The 16,994-nt window shown below is 65.0% G+C and carries 18 protein-coding genes; 8 read left to right on the top strand and 10 right to left on the bottom strand.

The window, feature by feature from the left end; all coding sequences use genetic code 11:
• Window positions 1-203 precede the first annotated feature (203 nt).
• Both IEX85_RS09760 and IEX85_RS09755 read left to right on the top strand, forming a co-directional pair.
• Entirely contained in the window at window positions 204-1,991 is a 1,788-nt protein-coding gene (locus IEX85_RS09760) for a phosphoethanolamine transferase (protein WP_188860390.1), read from the top strand.
• A complete protein-coding gene (locus tag IEX85_RS09755) occupies window positions 1,981-2,358 on the top strand; it encodes a diacylglycerol kinase (protein WP_188860389.1) in 378 nt (125 codons plus the stop codon). The genes IEX85_RS09760 and IEX85_RS09755 overlap by 11 nt, the downstream gene beginning before the upstream one ends.
• 53 nt (window positions 2,359-2,411) lie before the next feature.
• Here IEX85_RS09755 and speD read toward each other — a convergent pair whose 3' ends face one another.
• Both speD and IEX85_RS09745 read right to left on the bottom strand, forming a co-directional pair.
• Complete coding sequence (speD, locus tag IEX85_RS09750) at window positions 2,412-3,230, bottom strand: adenosylmethionine decarboxylase (protein ID WP_188860388.1); 819 nt, start codon at window positions 3,228-3,230, stop codon at window positions 2,412-2,414.
• 579 nt (window positions 3,231-3,809) lie between these two features.
• Window positions 3,810-4,058 carry a hypothetical protein gene (locus tag IEX85_RS09745; RefSeq protein ID WP_188860387.1) on the bottom strand — a complete coding sequence of 83 codons (249 nt, stop codon included), beginning with the start codon at window positions 4,056-4,058 and terminating at the stop codon, window positions 3,810-3,812.
• Window positions 4,059-4,217: 159 nt separating this feature from the next.
• Here IEX85_RS09745 and pdxB point away from each other — a divergent pair, with 159 nt between their 5' ends.
• The 4 genes from pdxB to IEX85_RS09725 all read left to right on the top strand — a co-directional run bounded on the left by pdxB (window position 4,218) and on the right by IEX85_RS09725 (window position 7,562).
• The gene (gene pdxB / locus IEX85_RS09740) at window positions 4,218-5,366 is read left to right on the top strand and encodes a 4-phosphoerythronate dehydrogenase PdxB (RefSeq protein WP_229721864.1); all 1,149 of its coding nucleotides are present in this window, start codon (window positions 4,218-4,220) and stop codon (window positions 5,364-5,366) included.
• 34 nt (window positions 5,367-5,400) lie between these two features.
• Entirely contained in the window at window positions 5,401-6,108 is a 708-nt protein-coding gene (locus IEX85_RS09735; protein ID WP_188860386.1) for a flagellar brake protein, read from the top strand.
• Between the two features lie 9 nt (window positions 6,109-6,117).
• Window positions 6,118-7,230: an ATP-NAD kinase family protein gene (locus tag IEX85_RS09730; RefSeq protein ID WP_188860385.1), complete on the top strand. Its 1,113-nt coding sequence runs from the start codon at window positions 6,118-6,120 to the stop codon at window positions 7,228-7,230.
• Between the two features lie 125 nt (window positions 7,231-7,355).
• Complete coding sequence (locus IEX85_RS09725; RefSeq protein WP_188860384.1) at window positions 7,356-7,562, top strand: hypothetical protein; 207 nt, start codon at window positions 7,356-7,358, stop codon at window positions 7,560-7,562.
• A 342-nt stretch (window positions 7,563-7,904) separates the two neighbouring features.
• Here the strand turns inward: IEX85_RS09725 and htpX are convergent, their stop codons facing one another.
• Window positions 7,905-8,792 carry a protease HtpX gene (gene htpX / locus IEX85_RS09720; RefSeq protein ID WP_188860383.1) on the bottom strand — a complete coding sequence of 296 codons (888 nt, stop codon included), beginning with the start codon at window positions 8,790-8,792 and terminating at the stop codon, window positions 7,905-7,907.
• A gap of 145 nt (window positions 8,793-8,937) precedes the next feature.
• Here htpX and IEX85_RS09715 point away from each other — a divergent pair, with 145 nt between their 5' ends.
• Entirely contained in the window at window positions 8,938-9,843 is a 906-nt protein-coding gene (locus IEX85_RS09715) for a class I SAM-dependent methyltransferase (protein WP_188860382.1), read from the top strand.
• Between the two features lies 1 nt (window position 9,844).
• Window positions 9,845-10,327: a 3'-5' exonuclease gene (locus IEX85_RS09710; RefSeq protein ID WP_188860381.1), complete on the top strand. Its 483-nt coding sequence runs from the start codon at window positions 9,845-9,847 to the stop codon at window positions 10,325-10,327.
• Window positions 10,328-10,338: 11 nt separating this feature from the next.
• Here IEX85_RS09710 and IEX85_RS09705 read toward each other — a convergent pair whose 3' ends face one another.
• From IEX85_RS09705 to IEX85_RS09675, 7 genes are all read right to left on the bottom strand, one after another.
• A complete protein-coding gene (locus tag IEX85_RS09705) occupies window positions 10,339-10,710 on the bottom strand; it encodes a hypothetical protein (protein ID WP_188860380.1) in 372 nt (123 codons plus the stop codon).
• 47 nt (window positions 10,711-10,757) lie between these two features.
• On the bottom strand, window positions 10,758-11,345 hold the full coding sequence (locus tag IEX85_RS09700; RefSeq protein ID WP_188860379.1) for a histidine phosphatase family protein: 588 nt from the start codon (window positions 11,343-11,345) through the stop codon (window positions 10,758-10,760).
• A gap of 6 nt (window positions 11,346-11,351) precedes the next feature.
• Window positions 11,352-12,470, bottom strand: coding sequence for a glycosyltransferase family 4 protein (locus tag IEX85_RS09695; protein WP_188860378.1), 1,119 nt, complete (start codon window positions 12,468-12,470; stop codon window positions 11,352-11,354).
• Window positions 12,467-13,753 (bottom strand): glycosyltransferase family 4 protein, encoded by a 1,287-nt coding sequence (locus IEX85_RS09690; RefSeq protein WP_188860377.1) that lies wholly within the window; start codon window positions 13,751-13,753, stop codon window positions 12,467-12,469. Before IEX85_RS09690 ends, IEX85_RS09695 begins: the two co-directional genes overlap by 4 nt.
• Window positions 13,754-13,831: 78 nt before the next feature.
• Window positions 13,832-14,569, bottom strand: a complete 738-nt coding sequence (locus IEX85_RS09685; protein ID WP_188860376.1) for a polysaccharide deacetylase family protein — start codon at window positions 14,567-14,569, stop codon at window positions 13,832-13,834.
• The gene (locus tag IEX85_RS09680) at window positions 14,566-15,723 is read right to left on the bottom strand and encodes a glycosyltransferase family protein (protein ID WP_188860375.1); all 1,158 of its coding nucleotides are present in this window, start codon (window positions 15,721-15,723) and stop codon (window positions 14,566-14,568) included. The genes IEX85_RS09685 and IEX85_RS09680 overlap by 4 nt, the downstream gene beginning before the upstream one ends.
• A complete protein-coding gene (locus IEX85_RS09675; protein ID WP_188860374.1) occupies window positions 15,720-16,898 on the bottom strand; it encodes a glycosyltransferase family protein in 1,179 nt (392 codons plus the stop codon). The genes IEX85_RS09680 and IEX85_RS09675 overlap by 4 nt, the downstream gene beginning before the upstream one ends.
• Window positions 16,899-16,994: the final 96 nt, after the last annotated feature.

Genomic DNA, 16,994 nt, shown 5'->3' with positions numbered 1-16,994 from the left:
GGGCGGTTGCTGCTCATTGTATCCCAGACCGTCTCTGGCTTCACCCCGGAGGGCGGGTGCCGCGCGAAGTGGCGACACGGCGGCTGCGGGGGCGGTTAAAAGCCGATATGATTGTCGTTTTTCGGCGAGCGCCGATGGCGTCCGGGCCCCTGCACAGGTCCGGTCAGGGGCGCTCGATGTCAACAGGCGAGGATTGCTGCTCAATGTTTCTGCTGCCTTCCGTCTGGTCGTCGATGCGTCGTTTCTGTCGCGACCACCCGGGAACCGGTCTGATGCTGTGCTGGTCGATGCTGCTGCTGATCGATCTGCTCCTGGTCCGGGATATCGAATGGACGCGCGAGAACATTACCGGCACGCGCTTCGTGGTCAATTTCATTCTCAGCGGGCTGGCATACTGGGGGCTGCTGTTCAATATTCGCGGCCTGCTGCTGCGGCGGCGGCGCATTGCGCTCACGCTTTTGTCGCTGTTCCTGGTGGCTTATCTGGCGCAGACGTCCTATTTCGAGATCTACCGCAAGTTCATCACCACCTTCGATGTGCGCTTCTTTTTTTCGGACCCGCTGCTGTCGCTGGCGCTGTGGCGCGAGCACGTCGGTCTACTGGTGCCACTGCTGACGACGCTGCTGGCCATGCTGGTGCTGGTTCTGGTGATGTCGGTGGAGTATCGGCCCCGCGGCTGGGGGCGCTGGGGCAGCGGCCTGCTGGCGGCCGGGCTGTTCGGGCTGGTGTCGCTCAACTGGTACGGGGCCCCCTATTTTCAGGTGGCGCCGGTGGCGTATTACTCCAGTCTGGCGGGGGCGGTGGACCTGCAGCTGGGCGAGCTGGCAGGCCCGCAGCGCCCCGCGCTCGCGCCCCGGCACGCAAGGGCAGGGGCGCCCAACATTATTTTCGTTATCGGCGAGTCGCTGAACCGGGATCATCTTGGGGTGTATGGCTACGCGCGCGATACCACGCCGGGTCTCTCCGCCCTGCAGGCGCGGGGTGAGTTGCTGGCGATGCGCAACGCCGTGAGCGTTTCGCCGCGTACCCTGACGTCGGTTCCCTATATGCTGACCGGGCTCGAAGGGATCGATCCGCACGGAGCCGTGTTTCGAGTGCCGACCCTGTTCAACTACGCCAAGAGTGCCGGCTACAGGACGGGGCTGGTGACGGCGCAGGACTTTCGCTGGCGCGGGCTCGACCAGATGCTGGTGGACAAGGATCTCGATCACTTCCGTCAGGGCGTGGACTTCAGCGCGGATGTGTCGGTTTCCATCGGCGCGGACGATCAGCAGGTACTCGAACGCGGTCTGCTGCCTTTCATCGCCGAGGCGGCGGCGACCGGGAAACCCTACCTGCTGGTGGCGCAGATGAGTGGCAGCCATACGCCGTTCAGTCGTCAGGTGCCGGCGGCCAGCAAGGTATACCTGCCGGAAGAGGGACCCAACAGCGTCAATGCCTACGACAATACCGTCCGCTATACCGATCGCTACCTGGCGCGCCTGGTGGCCGAGGCCCGTGCCGCCGATGCCAATACCTGGGTTTTCTATTCCAGCGATCACGGCGAGCACGTGGCGGGGGAGAAAAGTCAGTTCCATCACGACTTTCGCCCGGAGGTCATTCGCAATCCGCTGCTGATCTTTCCGCCGCAGGGGCGGGGCGAGGCGGTCAGGGTGAATCTGGATGCGCCAGTCACCCATGCCGATATTGTGCCCACGGCGCTGGAACTGATGGGCGTTGTTCCGGTCACTGAGCTGGATGGCGTCAGCTTGCTGCAACCGGTCGACCGCAACCGGTTGCGAATCGTGACGGCATTCATGATCACGCTGCACAAGGATCCCCGCGCTGCGCTGGTGTTTCCGGACCAGTCGATCTTCGAGATCGACTTCGAGCGTGGCAATGTCAAACTGAGTGACGGCGAGACGCTGGTTCGTTACGATCAGCTCGACGAGCGCTATCGACGCCTTTTCGAGCGCCGTCTGCAGCTACCTGGAGAGGATAATGCCGAATGACAAAGTGACGGGGCCGGCGCGCTTCTACTATGCGACCTGTTACTCGTTCAAGGGAATGCGCGCGGCTTTCGTTCACGAGCCTGCCTTTCGATACGAGCTTTACGCGGTGCTGCTGATGCTGCCGTTCTCGTTCTGGCTTGCAGACTCGGTGTTCAAGCTGGCGCTGTTGCTCGTCAGCTGCCTGCTGGTGCTGATGGCGGAGCTGATCAACTCGGCGATCGAGGCGGTGGTCGATCGGGCCGGACTGGAGTTCAACGAGCTGGCCGGCCGGGCCAAGGACCTGGGCTCGGCGGCGGTCTTCGTCACCCTGATGATCGCCGCCCTGGTCTGGGGGGCGGCGCTCTGGGAGCGGCTCGCGGCACTCTGAGAAACCATTGAAAAAGGCGCCCGCAGGCGCCTTTTCTCATCTTGCCCGGGCGCTTATTCGGATGACATTTCCGGCAGGTTGCGGGCGTAGAAGATCTCGCGCATTTCCCGGAACAGGTTCTCGGTAATGTGGTTGATCTCGTCTTCGCTCAGGTCCCGGGTGGTGGTGCCGAACAGGTACTGGTTCAGGTCGAAGTCGTTCAGCATCATCTTGGTGTGGAAGATGTTTTCCTGATAGACGTTGACGTCCAGCATCTGGTACTGGTCACGAATATCCTGGCTGATGAAGTTCTGGATCGAGTGGATATCGTGGTCGATATAGTGCTTGACGCCGTGCACATCGCGGGTGAATCCGCGTACCCGGTAGTCGATGGTGACGATGTCCGACTCGAGCTTGTGAATCAGGTAGTTCAGCGCTTTCAGCGGTGAAATGACGCCACAGGTGGAAACCTCGATATCTGCCCGGAAGGTGCAGATGCCGTTGTCCGGATGGCTCTCCGGATAGGTATGCACGCAGATGTGGCTCTTGTCGAGGTGAGCGACCACGTAGTCCGGCTGCAGCGGTCCCGGCTTCTCCGATTTGTCCACCATCTGGGAATCTTTAAGCGGCTCTTCGGAAACCAGAATGGTAACGCTCGCCCCCTGGGGCTCGTAGTCCTGACGGGCGATGTTCAGCACGTTGGCGCCGATGATCTCGCAGACCTCGGTCAGGATTTCCGTCAGACGGTCGGCGTTGTACTGCTCGTCGATATACTCGATGTATTCGGCCTTCTGCTCCGGCGTACGGGTGTAGCAGATATCGTAGATGCAGAAGCTCAGGCTCTTGGTGAGGTTGTTAAAACCCTGCAGTTTGATTTTGCCACTGGGTGTCAACGGCGGGACCTCCAAAAAATAACGCGCCTCTCGGGCGCGGTGTAGGGTTCGGGCTGGGGCAGGGGAAGGACTCTGCTGAAGAGCTGCTTGACGCTCGGTTCCTCCGCCCCGGATTGTGTGCTGATTGTAGTGCAACTGGTAGCGTGGAATAAAGGATCTGTTGCTCAAAAAATTGGCAAATTCCGGCGCCGGGCACAAGGCACGCGAGGCAGGTGCCGGTTTTGCTGGTCCTTGGGTGCTGCTGCCTGGGTTCGGAATGTCCCGAAGCCGGCCCGCAGTGCCACCGGCTTGTTAAAAAAACACGGAATTTATATGCAAACGCTATTGCGAATGATTATCAATGGTAATAGTATGGATCCCGCTCGTAAGTGACCGGCGGCGTTCGGACCTCACCTAACAGACGCGCTGCCGGGCAACGGGGCCCGCCTTTGGCGGGGCGGGCCTCACCTCATTTTGCAAGCTTTAGGCTCTTATCACCTTGCAGTGTGCAGGCCGGCCCCTTTCGGGGCCGGATTTTTCCCATCCACCTTGTTTGACCCGGGTGCGATGACCCTTTCTGAATACAGCGCCCTGCGAATTTCAGCCGAAATCGAATCCCAGCTGCACCTCGCTGCGGTCTTCGTGGCGGTAGCCGCGCAGGCGCTGTTCGCGGGCGATGGTGCGCAGCAGGCGCCGCGCTTCCTGATAGGACGGCAGTACGGTATGGCTGATGCCGGATTCGTCGCTCAGGCAGTCGCCCCAGCTCTGGCTCAGTATCCAGTCACCCACAAGGTCCTGATACAGACGGACGATGAAGTATTCCTGATCTTTGCGCCAGCGTACTATCAAGGGGCTTTTACCCTAACTCTATCGGGGGGAGAATAGTGTTCGTTTGCGGCCTGTTTGCCGTATGTCGCGTATCCTGCCGGCGAATTTCGCGGATTTCCGGCGGGCGTAACGGCGCATTGAGCCCGAAACCCCCGCAATTGTAAAGCCCCGGAGGCCAGTTTGAAGCACAGGACCCTGAATATAGTGGCGGACGAGAACATACCGCAACTGGAGGCGCTGTTCGGTCCGCTGGGAAGCATCCGCAGGCTCCCGGGGCGTGATATGAGCCCGGATGCCCTAGTCGATGCCGATCTGTTGCTGGTGCGTTCCATTACCCGGGTCGATCGCGCACTGCTGGAGGGCTCCCGGGTGCGCTTCGTTGGTACCGCAACCATCGGTACCGACCATGTCGATCTGGACTATCTCGCCGGACGCGGCATCGCCTTCAGCAGCGCGCCGGGCTGCAATGCCGATGCGGTAGTCGAGTTCGTGCTGACGGTGCTCTATCAGCTTGCGTCCGAGCAGGGATTTTCGCTGCGGGACAAGACCCTGGGCATCATCGGTGTCGGCAATGTCGGTGGGCGTTTGCAGCAACGGCTGGAGCGGCTTGGCGTGCGGCTGTTGCTGAACGATCCGCCGCGTGCCGCTGCGTCGCCGGAGGGTTTCGTTACCCTCGACGAACTGCTGTCGCAGGCCGACATCGTTTCGATGCACACGCCGCTGATCAGCGACGGCCCTTACCCGACCCGTCATCTGCTGGGATCCTTGCAACTGGCGCAGCTGAAGCGCGGCGCGATATTGCTCAATGCCGGTCGCGGCGGGGCGATCGATAACCGGGCGCTGCTCGATGTTGCGCGCCGTCGGCAGGACCTGACGCTGGTGCTGGACGTGTGGGAGCACGAGCCGGTCGTCGACCCAGAGCTGGCACAGCGGGTTCGTTTCTGCTCGCCGCATATCGCCGGGTACAGCCTCGATGGCAAGATTCGCGGCACCTACATGCTGTATCAGGCGGTCCGGCGTCTGTTCGGTATCGGTGACGCCGTTGCCTTCGAGTCCTGCGTGCCCGAGGCGACGATCCGTATGGTCGATGTCTCGGCGCAGGTGGAGCCGCTCGAGCTGATGCGTCTGCTTTACGACCCCTTTCGGGATGACCGGGAGCTGCGGGCGACGCTGGGGCTGCCGGAAGCGGAGCGGGGCCAGGCTTTCGACCGGCTGCGCAAGAACTATCCGGTGCGGCGGGAGTTCGCCACGTTGAAAGTGCGCGGTGATCTGGATGAATCCCGGGCCCGGGAGCTGGCCGCACTCGGTTTCAGTGTCGAATTGGCGTAAGCTACCGGGTTTGCCAACAGCCACCTGTGTATCGATGCCGAAACTCCTGCAACAGGGCGAAACGCCCGGACTTGCTGATCTGCAGCCGCGCCCCGGCGAGCGCCTGCGCGTCGAGTGCCGTAGCCCGCGCAGTCGTTTCACGGCGGAACTGATCGGCTACCGCGACGGCGCCAGCTTACTGATCAGCGCGCCCCGGGCCGGCTCTCAGGCGGCGCGGATCGGCGAGGGCGCCACGTTGACGGTGCGACTGATGGCCGGCAATCATATCTGCGCCTTTACCACGCGACTGCTGTCGGCGGCGTCAGCGCCATACGGCTACTGGCATCTGGAGTATCCGCGCGCGCTCGAGGTCAAGCGTATCCGGGCCAGTACGCGGGTGCCGGTGCGGCTCAAGGTGGCCGTCGACCGGCAGGAAGACGAGTACCTCGGTGGTGCCAGCCTGCCCTGTGCCGCCATCTGCAGAGACATCAGTCTCGGTGGCGCCTGTGTCGAAACCTCGCAACCGGTGGGGATGAGCGGGGATCCGGTTTATCTGACGCTGAGGCTCTGGGTCGCCGGCATCGATCAGGTGCTGCTGGCGCCCGCGATCATACGCAGCCAGCAGCAGGAGGGGGCGCCGGAGATGCTGCGCTATCGCTATGGCGTCGAGTTCCAGGAGCTCGAGGAAGAGGCGCGGCTGATGCTGGCGGCCTTCGTTTACCAGCGCTTTCTGGCCGAAGCCGGCTACATTGACGAGATATAGGAAGTGTCCATGTTCAGACTCGGACTGATAGTCAACCCTCTGGCGGGCCTCGGTGGCTCTGTCGCGCTCAAGGGAAGCGATGGCGCCGAGACCACCCGGCGGGCTCTGGAGCTGGGTGCCAGGCCGCGCGCCGGAGAGCGCACGCTGCAGGCACTGGAAGTGCTGCGCGGGCTGCCGGTGGAGATTCTGACCTGGCCGGGGGAGATGGGCGAGCAGGTCGCGCGCGAGGCGGGTTTCGAGCCCAGGGTGCTGGGAGCGATCGACTCCGGTCACACCGGGCCCGAGGATACCGAGCGCGCCGCCCATGCGCTGGCCGATGCCGGTGTCGACCTTCTGCTGTTCGCCGGCGGGGACGGAACCGCGCGCAATATCTGCAATGTGCTGTCGGACCGGATGCCGGTGCTGGGCGTTCCCGCCGGTGTCAAGATCCACTCCGGAGTCTATGCGGTAACGCCCCGCGCCGCCGGCGAGATCGTCGCGATGCTGATACGCGGCGAGCTGGTGACGCTGGGCGATCAGGAAGTGCGCGATATCGACGAGGAGCAGTTCCGTCAGGGGCGCGTGCGTGCGCGCTACTACGGCGAACTGCTGGTGCCCCAGGAGCATCGCTACCTGCAGCACGTCAAGAATGGCGCGCGCGAATCCGAGGAGCTGGTGCAGGCCGACATCGCCGCCGACGTGGTCGAGGCCATGGAGCCCGGCGTGTGCTACATCATGGGATCCGGCACGACGGTGCAGGCGGTGATGGACGAGCTGCGGCTGGCCAATACCCTGCTCGGGGTCGATCTGGTGGAGGACGGCCGGCTTGTCGCCAGTGACTGCACCGCGGCGCAGTTGCTGGAGCTGACGCAGGACAGGGAGGTGCGCCTGGTGATCACGGTGATCGGCGGGCAGGGCCATATCATCGGCCGCGGCAATCAGCAGCTGTCTGCAGAGCTGCTGCGGCGTATCGGGCGGGAGCATATTCGGGTACTGGCGACCAAGACCAAGCTCAAGGAGCTGGAAGGCCGGCCGCTGATCGTGGATAGCGGCGACCCGGAGCTCGATCGCTCGCTGGCCGGGGTGATTCGTGTCACCACCGGATACCACGATGCGGTGTTGTATCGGGTGGCGGATATCTGACGCAGCTTCTAATCTGTCAGAAAGCCGTGCGCTTCTACCGTCGACCTCAGGGGCTGGCGGGCGCAGGGCCGGGCCGGTTCGCATTCGGGCGTGTTCTGTCAGGCGGGGTGGCTCAGGAGAGGTCCATGCTTCCAGGTCTGCTCAGGTTCTTGCTGCTATGGTTGGGGCTCGGTGATTGGCAGGTACGATCGCGCCGGGCGCTGGTTCGGGATATCTGGATACTGTCCGGTCTGTTCATGCTCTGGCTGGCGCAGCCGCCGCTGATGATGGCGGTGGCGCTGTTCAGCACCTGCCTGTCTTTCTGCGTGCTCGACGAGGGCAACTGGCACTGAGAGCAGTCAACAGCGGTAGGATGGGTGGAGCCGCCATCGCGGCGGTCTTGTCCGATAGCACGAAGTCTGGGGCGGCGTAACCCATCAAAAGCTTCGGCGTCCGCGGTACCTCATCACACCATCAAGGGCAGCACAGTTCTTAAATAGGAATTGCCCGGATGTATCCGCACCGGCCGCATTCAAGGCGCCCGCAGGAACTGTGATGGGTTACGCCGCCATAAATCCGGTGCCACCCGGAAAGAATGTGGCAGTGGCGGCTCCACCTATCCTACGGAGCGCCCTGTCTTGCCGTATCGATAAACCAAAAAGAACGGGCGCCTCGGCGCCCGTTTCCGTTTGGCTTCAGCGCTGATTCTGCAGCGCCGCGATGCGGTCGTCGAGCGGCGGGTGCGAAGAGAACAGCTCCATCAGGCCCTGTTTCATATGGCTGCTGATGCCGAAGGCCTGGAACTGACCCGGCAGCTGGTCCGGCACACCGTACTCCGCCTTGAGGCGTTGCAGAGCGCCGACCATGGCGTGTGGGCTCGCCAGGGTGGCGCCGGCGTGGTCGGCGCGGTACTCGCGGCGGCGCGAGAACCAGGCGACGATGATCGAGGCGATGATGCCGAACAATATCTCGAACACGAAGGTGGTGATGTAGTAGCCGATGCCCGGGCCGCTTTCTTCGCCGTCACGGCGCAGGAAAGAGTCGACCGCGTAGGCGGCGATGCGGGCGAAGAACATCACGAAGGTGTTCACCACGCCCTGGATCAGCGCCAGAGTGACCATATCGCCGTTGGCGACGTGGCCGATCTCATGCGCCAGCACCGCGCGGATTTCCTCGGGTCTGAAGCGCTCGAGCAGGCCCTGGCTGACAGCGACCAGCGAGGCGTTCTTGTTCCAGCCGGTGGCGAAGGCGTTGGCCTGCTGCGCCGGGAAAATGCCGACCTGCGGCATCTCGATACCGGCTTTCTGCGACAGCTCCGCGACCGTATCGATCAGCCAGCGCTCGGCATCGTTGCCGGGTTGCTCGATGATGCGGGTGCCGGTGGACATCTTCGCCATCGTCTTCGAAAGAAACAGCGAGATCAGCGATCCGGCGAAGCCGAAGACTGCACAGAACACCAGCAGCGAGCCGAGGTTGAGACCGCTGCCGCTAAGGTAATGTTCGACACCCAGCAGGTTCAGCGTAATGCTGGCGACGATCAGTACCGCGATATTGGTGGCTAGAAACAGGACGATCCTCATCATGGTGGTGCGTTTCCCAGGCTATAAAGTTGCGAATTAGATAAGGCCTCGAGCGTAAAGTTTCAAGGCTTTGCAGCATTATTCTATCTGGCTGGAACCGGGGTGGGCGGGTATAATCGCCCGCCTTTTTCAGCGACTGGAGCGGCCAATGGATCAGGTGATCGCAACCATTGAGCAACAACTGACGCAGGCCCGGGGCGAATCGCGCAGGCTGTTCCACGGCCGCGGGCGCTGCTATCCGGGGCTCGAGCACCTGGTGGTCGACTGGTTTCCGCCGGTGGCGGTGGTGCGGCTGTACGCCGATGTCGAGCCTGATTGGCTCGATCAGCTTTGCAGGGCGCTGGAGCATCAGCCCGAGATCGGGGCGCTGGTGGTGCAGCAGCGTGGCCGCGGACGTGAAGCGCAGCAGCGGGTGCTGTTTGGCGAGGTGCCACAGCGGCTGGAGACGTCGGAGCTGGGATTGCGCTTCCAGGTCCGGCCGCTGCAGAACCAGAACAGCGGTCTGTTTCTGGATATGCGCGAGGGTCGGCGCTGGGTGCGTGATCATGCCGGGGGTGCCCGGGTGCTGAACCTGTTCGCCTACACCTGCGCCTTTTCGGTGGCGGCGGTGGCCGGCGGGGCGCGCTCTGTGGTCAACCTGGACATGAGTCGCGGGGCGCTGGAGCAGGGGCGCGACAATCATCGCCTCAACGGGCAGCAGGAGGCACAGGTGCGCTACCTGGCCCACGACCTGATGAAGTCCTGGGGCAAGCTGCGCAAGCTCGGCCCCTATGACCTGATCCTGCTCGACCCGCCGAGCTTTCAGCCGGGCAGCTTCATCGCCGAGCGCGACTACGCCAGGGTACTGAGGCGTTTGCCGGGGCTCGCGGCGCCGGGTGCGCGGATCCTGGCCTGTCACAATGACCCGATGCATGATACGGTTTTTGTCCGTGACCTGATGGCCGATGCCTGTCCGCAGTTTCGCTTCCGGCAGCAACTGCCGAACCCGGACGACTTTCCCGAACGTGATGCCGGGCATGGGCTCAAGGTCATGCTGTTCGAACAAGAGGCTTGAGATGGATCTGATTTGTCTGGATTTCGAGGCCAGCGGTCTGGGACCGCGCTCCTATCCGATCGAGGTAGCCTGGCAGGATGCCGCCAGCGGTGAGCACGACAGTTTTCTCGTCAGCCCCCAGGGCGTGCCGGGGTGGGACGACTGGAGCGAAAGTGCCGAGAATATCCACGGCATCAGCCGCGCCCAGCTCGAAGCCGAGGGTGTCGGGGCGCAGCAGGCGTGCCGGCGTCTCAATCGGGCGCTCGAAGGGCGTTGCGTGTACTGCGACGCCCTCGAGTTCGATGTGTTCTGGCTGCGTCGTCTTTACGAGGCCGCGGGCATGCGTCCGTTGTTTCGGTTGCAGGGGCTCGAGTCGCTGCTGGCGGGGGAGCGGTTGCAGCGTTTTCTCGACAGAATCGCGTCGCAGCAGCGCCGACATCGCGCGCTGGACGATGTCGGTGATCTGATCGAGGCGCTCGAATACGCCTTTGCCGTTCCGGAATAGCGGGCAGCGTTTCAGTCGTCGTTGAGGATCAGCGCCTCGATCTGTCCACGAATGACGTCGTACTGACCGGTTTCTTCCGGCATGAAATAGAGCTTGTAGTAGCAGCGTTCGATCAGCACGCCCTTGTCGACGCCGCTGTGTTCATCGCGGCTGCCATAGGGGTAGCTCATCTGCAGATGGATGACGCGGGTGTGTGGCGGCACCTGGACGGCGTGGTGTTCGAGGTCGTAGCGGGTCTTGGTTTCCTTGATGCTGTAGAACGAAACTTCGGCGACCTGGTTGAGGTTGAGCAGAAAGTTCGATGTCACCGGCACCAGGTGCTGTTTCTCCAGTCCGTTGTGCTCCATGTGAATGCCGCTGTTTTTCTTGATCTTGATAAACATCTTGCACGTCTCCTTGTCGTTGTGGAATCCGTCCGCTGCGGCCTGTTTCAGCTGCCGATAAGCGGGCGGTTGAGTCTCCCCGGTTGCCAGCGCTCGCCATCCCAGCAAAAGCTCTGCAGCCGTCGGTAGTCTAGCCTGAATGGCGCCTTGCCGCGCATATCCCAGTCGCAGGCGGCGGCCAGCAGCGCGCGCATAACGCCCTTGTGACAGACCGCGCCGGCCCGCCGGTAGCCCTGTTGTCGCAGGGTTTCGGCCCAGATGTCGAGCCGCCGCCGGACCTCGTCCGGCGACTCGCCGCCGGGCGGCCTGAGCGCCAGCCCGCGACTTTCCGCCGCCGCCATGCCGGCGGGATCGTCCCGGCGCAGGTCCTCGATACGCTGTCCTTCCCAGGCGCCCCAGTCCATTTCCGTCAGTGCCGCCGCCACTTCGAAGTCTATGCCCAGCGCGGCCGCTGTCTGTTGCGCCCGGCGCAGCGGGCTGCAGAACCATGGCAGTTGCAGCAGTTCGGGTGGCATGGCCAGAGCCTCGAGTTCGCGCCTCGAGCTGTCGGCGAGTGGCCGGTCACGCCGCCCCTGCAGGCGCTTCTCCCGATTCCAGTCGGTTGGCCAGTGGCGCAGACAAATCAGTTCGAGCATGGCGGTTCAGTCATGGCACAGGGGCTCCAGTTCCCGGCGCAGCAATCGGGCCGCGGCGTCCAGCGAGTGTCGCGCCTCGGCCCGGGGGCGGCAGGCCCGGCGCCACCGCGCCAGCCGTGTCGGATGCGCCAGGGTGTCGTCGATGGCCGCGGCCAGCAGTTCCGGCCTGTCCCGGGGGGTGAGGCGGCCGGTCTCGCCATCGCTGACGATACCGCCGACGCCGCCGTAGTCGCCGGCTATCGCCGGCACGCCCAGTGCCTGGGCTTCGAGCAGCGCCATGCCGAACGCTTCGTTGACGGCGGGCCATACCATCAGGTCGCAGGCGCCGAGCAGCGGCAGCAGCTGGTCGGTGGCGAGTTGCCCGGTAAAGCGCACGCGGCGGTCGTCGGCAAAAGCCCGGGCCACGCTCGCCCTTGCGCTGCCGTCGCCGACCAGCAGCAGCTGACAGTCAGCCTGCACAAGCCTCAGCGCCTGTGCCAGCTGGCGGTACGAGGCAAGCTTGTCGCCGGGCCGCATCATCGCCACGCTGATCAGCCATGGTCTGGCGGCGTCGAGGTTGTACTGGTGCGCCAGTGTTCTGCGCTCGTCGTTCGCCCGGGGCGGCAGTTGCAGAAAGGGCGGCAGTTCGACGATGGGGGCCGTGTTTCCGAGCAGCTGGCGCAGGCCCGGGGCATCCGCCGGGTTGAAGGTGAAGATGCATTGCGCCAGCGCCAGGCTGGCTTTGAGCTGGTGCTGCGAGTAAGCCCAGGGGCCCTGCGCGCGCTTTGCGGCCCAGGAGGCCTCGGCGACGACATAGGGGATGCCCAGTGCGCGGCAGACCGCAGGCCCTATCCAGTCCGGCGCCTTGTAGTAGAGGTGGTAGGTGAACCAGAGCCGGGGCCGCCAGCCCTGCCGTTGCCAGTGTCGCAACAGACGCTGTGCCAGTCGTTCGCCAAGCGCTTCGAGGCGCTGCTGGCGCGACAACTGCCCGGTGCCGTCACGGCTGCGCAGACGGCTGGCAAGGCGGACATCGAAGCCCGCTCTGTCGAGGGCGCTCATCAGCAGTTGCGCCAGCAGCCGGTCGCCGGAGGGATTGGGGTGGTCCGGCGGCTTGAGCGGGGCATAGAAGGCAAGCGGCGTGGTCATCGGCTGTCGCAGCAGGCATCGACGGGGCGTTCGGTGCGCGGCTCCTGTGCGGGCGCGGCGGCCAGGCCGAACAGCTTCGCCAGCGCATCGATGCCTTGCTCCATGTCGAAGGTGTCACGCACCCGCGCCTGTCCGCTAAGGCCCAGCCGCTGGCGCAGCGCCGGGTCGCCGATCAGTGTCCCGAGGGCGCTGCCGAGGCCCGCGGGATCGCCCGGATCGACCAGCCAGCCGGACTGGCGGTCGCGAATCAGCTCGGGGATGCCCGAGATGCGGGTCGAGAGGCAGGCCAGGCCCTGGCTCTGCGCCTCCATCAGCACGTTCGGCAGGCCATCGCGGTCGCCGTCCTCGACGATCTTGCTGGCCAGCACGAACAGGTCGGCCTGGCGGTAGGCCTCCAGCACCTCGCGCTGGGGAAGTGCGCCTTTCCACTCGATGCGGTCGGCGATGCCGAGTTCGCGGGCGCGCTGGCGCAGGGACTCGAGCAGCGGGCCGCCGCCGATATGGGTCAGTTGCCAGTGCAGCGTGCGCGGCAGCGCCGCCAGTGCTTCCAGAAGGTCGTCATAGCCCTTTTTGGCGACGGCGCGGCCGACCGAGATCAGCCTGACCGGGTTATCGGCGTCGCGGCCGTCGCGGTGCTGCTCGTGGGAGTCCGGCGCCGAAAAACGGCGAAAGTCCAGGCCATGGTAGATCAGGTGCACCCGTTTGGGGTCGTCGCTCAGTTCGCTGAGGTAGCGGTGGTTGGCCTCTGTGCAGGTGGCTAGCCAGCATAGCTCGGCGAGCTTTTCGCGCAGCTCCCAGGCCTCGCTGGTCCAGATATCCTTGGCGTGGGCCGAGGCGCTCCACGGCAGACCTGTCAGCAGGGCGCAGTAGCGGGTGACCGAGGCAGGCGTGTGCAGAAAGTGGGCATACAGCTGCTCGGTGCCGGGCGGCAGCTCGGTTGCCAGCACCAGTGCCTGCCCCAGGCGGCGAAGCCGGTTGCGGCTGCGGTCGCGGCGCCAGTCGAGCATCCATTTGCGCATGCAGTCGCGGTAGCCGGGCAGGCGCCGGGCCCGCCACCAGGCCTTCAGTACCCGCCGGGGCTCCTGATGCAGGTATTCCGGAAGATAGATGACCTCGGCCTCGATCTCGCCATGGATCGGGTGCCGCGCCACATCGGTGGGATGGCGCAGCGAAGCCAGGGTGATCTGCAGTCCGCGTCGCTCCAGCGCCCGGATTTCCTGGGCGATAAAGGTTTCCGACAGCCGCGGGTAGCCTTTGAGTACGAGGGTGATCTGTCGGCTCAACTAAAACTCCTGGTCATATATCGGTCTGGCAGAGTTGCCGGGGCACAAGGGTCGCCCGCGAGGGCGGCGGGGCGGTGCTCATGCCTCGAGCAGCTCCGGCCCGCCGATCCAGCGTACACGCCCGGACAGCCTGTCGGTCAGGGCGGCGAGAAAGCGCCAGCAGTCCTCGTCCTGGTCCAGGTGGTGGGTCATCACCCCGGTGGGTTCGCTGGCGTCAACGGTACCGAGGCGGCGCGCCTCCAGATGCCCGGTCAGGCGTTGCAGGATGCTCGCTTCGCCGGCGAAACGGCGGCTTTTCCAGTCGATGATATCGATATGTACATTGATCCGGCCAATGTCCGTCGGTTCCGCCGGGCGCGGTCCCAGCACCGACAGGCGTCGGTAGCCCAGTTGCGGCAATGCGGGCAGCAGGTCGGCGTCGATGCGGTTCCACGGCGGCACCAGGATGTCCAGCGCCCGGTCTGCGAACTGCTGCGCCAGCAGCGCCCGGCCGCGCTTGAGCTGCTGCAGGATCTCGTTGCGCGGGCGCGGGCCGCCGAGCTCGCGCTTGCGCTCGCCGGGCGCGGCATAGCCGCGGTGGTCCCAGCCGTGTTGCAGTACCCAGACATCGGTCTCGTCGGCCAGCCGCTGCGCCAGTGCAGTGGTGCAGAGGGCAGGGATCACCGCCAGTTGCAGCGCGATGGAGGCGTCCGCGGTGATGGTCAGCAGCCGCTCGAGGGCTGCCGTCGGTGCAATCGCGTCATCGTCGCGCCACCACATCGTCGGTGGCGCGGGCCAAAGATCCAGTTCCCTCTCCAGTGCCTGCCAGGGGTTCATGCCAGTCCCCCTGGTTGTCGCAGCAGCAGCGCCAGGTCCTCGGCGGCGCAGGCGGCACCCTCGAGCGGCAGCGGCGGCAGGCTGTGGGACTGGCCCAGCGCGCGCTGCGCCGCCTGTGCGAGGCTGGCCGCGTCGAGGTTTGCCTCCGTTACCAGGCTGGCGCGACCGCCGGCCTCCAGCGCCCGGGCGCGCTCCAGCTGCTCGGTCTCGCCGTCGCCGGCGAAGGGGACCAGCACCGCTGGCACGCCGCTGACAATGAGGTCCATTACGGTGTTGTAACCGGCCTGGGAGATCGACAGCTCGGCGCCGGCCAGGCGCTCGATGAAGCGCTCGCAGAAACGGATCAGCTCCATGCCGGGACGTTCGGCCTCAGCGCCGAGTCTTGCGTAGTCGGCCTCGGGCAGGCCGGGCCCGGCAATCAGTGTCCAGGGGCGGTCGTCGAGCAGTCCCGCCCGGTGGGCATCGAGCGCGGCGTGCAAAAGCTGCCGCCCGACGGCACCGCCTCCTGCCGAGACCACCACGCCGCTGCGCGCACGCATGCAGGGCGCGGCGGGCGCGACGTAGCCGGTGTAGAAGGTGCGCTCGGCGATGGCGGCGGCGGGACCGAAGCTGGCGGCGAGCGGGCTCAGTCTGCTGTCGCCGTGGACCCAGATGCGGTCATAGTGGTGCTGTACCAGAGCCAGCGTTTCCTGCTCCCGTTCGGCGCGGCGGCGCTGCAGGATGTCGCGCAGCGAACAGATCAGCAACGGCCGCTTTGGCTGACGTTCGGCCCATTGCAGCAGGGGGCGCAGCTCGAAGCGCATCTGCCGGCGACCGAAAGGGTAAAGCTCGGTGATGATGGCCGCCGGTTGGACGTCGTTCGCGAGTGCCAGCAGGCGCTCGCACCGGAGCTGGCGAAAGGCGTCGTCGATGGGCTCTCCGGCAGCGTCGGTCAGGCCGCTGAAGGCGGCGTCGGTCTTTACCGCGGGCAGATAGTGGCAGCGGGCGCCGTTGAAGGGGATCGCCGGCACCGGTTCGCCGCCAAGTGCCAGGTGAACCTCGAATCCCCGTGCCACCAGGGCGTCGCTGATCAGCGCGGCGCGCCTGAGATGGCCGATGCCAAGCAGGTGCTGAACGTAAAACAGGATGCGCGCCGTTCCGCGCCCGTCGCTCATGGCGAGATTTCTCCGAACAGCTGGCCGACGCGGCGGATCACCTGGTCGAGGCCGTCCAGCCAACCCGGCTGCTCATGGACCGAAGGCGGCGGCTGTTGCGGCAGTCGCTGCAGCGCCGCGACCATATCCTCCGTGGAGCGGGGGCCATCGCTGTCCAGTATGGAAACCAGGTCGAGGCGGGCGGCGTTGCGCGCCCGGATCAGCTGTTCGCGCCGCGGATGACTGCGCGGCAGTATCAGCGCCGGACGGTTCAGTGACAGGATTTCGCAGAAGGTGTTGTAGCCGCCCATGGCGACGACGCCGCTGGCATTGGCCATCAGGCGCTCGAGCTGGGCGTCGAAGGTGATCATGTCGACCTGGTCGAGCTTCTCGGCGCGTTGCATGAACTGCGCCCGTTCGGCCTGGGGCATGAAGGGGCCGAGCACGAACAGGCCGCGCCAGGGCAGGGTGGCCCCGGATTCGTAGGCCCGCAGCACCCAATCGATCATCTCGATGCCGTCGCCGCCGCCGCCGGGAGTGACCAGTAGGTAGGGCCGCTCCGGTGGCGGATAGTCGACCGCGTTGGCGACGGCGGGGATGTCGCGGCGCAGGTAGCCGGTAAAGCGCATGCGCTCCTCGACCGACGGATCGAGCGGCAGGTCCCGCAGCGGGTTGCCCATGGCCCTGGGGCCGTAGACCCAGTACTCGTCGTACAAGGCTTCCAGTTCGCCGAATACGCCCTTGGCGCGCCATTCGTCGGCCAGCAATTCGGGGGCATCCATGACGTCGCGCAGCCCCAGTACGGTGCGGGTGGGTTTGTCACGTAGCATGCGCAGGGTCGCGTGCACCTCGCCTTTGAGGCCCAGGGGTTCCTTGTCGACCAGAAACAGGTCGGGTGCGAAGACCTTGGTGGTATGCAGAATGATGGATTCGCGCAGCGCCAGGGTATCGGCCAGGTCGATGTGCAGCGCCAGCGAGGTATAGTCGCCGTTGTGCAACTTGATGACCCCGGGGATGCGGACGAAATCGACCCTTGCCTTGAAATCGAAGCGCCCGATGATGGGCGAACCGGTAAGTATCAGAACCGTCAGGTCCTTGTAGGCATCGACCAGAGCGTGGGCCAGGGTGCGACAGCGGCGCAGGTGACCGAGTCCGAAGGAATCGTGGCTGTATATCAGCAAGCGTCGGGTTTTCAAAAGCAGGCCTTTTGTCTCTGAATCCGTTCGTATCGGCGTCGTTCCGCACCGGTTGCCGGGCCTCGGGGCTCGGCTGTCCGGGTATGTCGCCGTTGC

Source organism: Marinobacterium nitratireducens (assembly GCF_014645375.1).
Lineage (GTDB): Bacteria > Pseudomonadota > Gammaproteobacteria > Pseudomonadales > Balneatricaceae > Marinobacterium_A > Marinobacterium_A nitratireducens.
The sequence above is the reverse complement of the archived record's forward strand: the minus strand, read 5'-3'. Positions and strand labels throughout refer to the sequence as shown.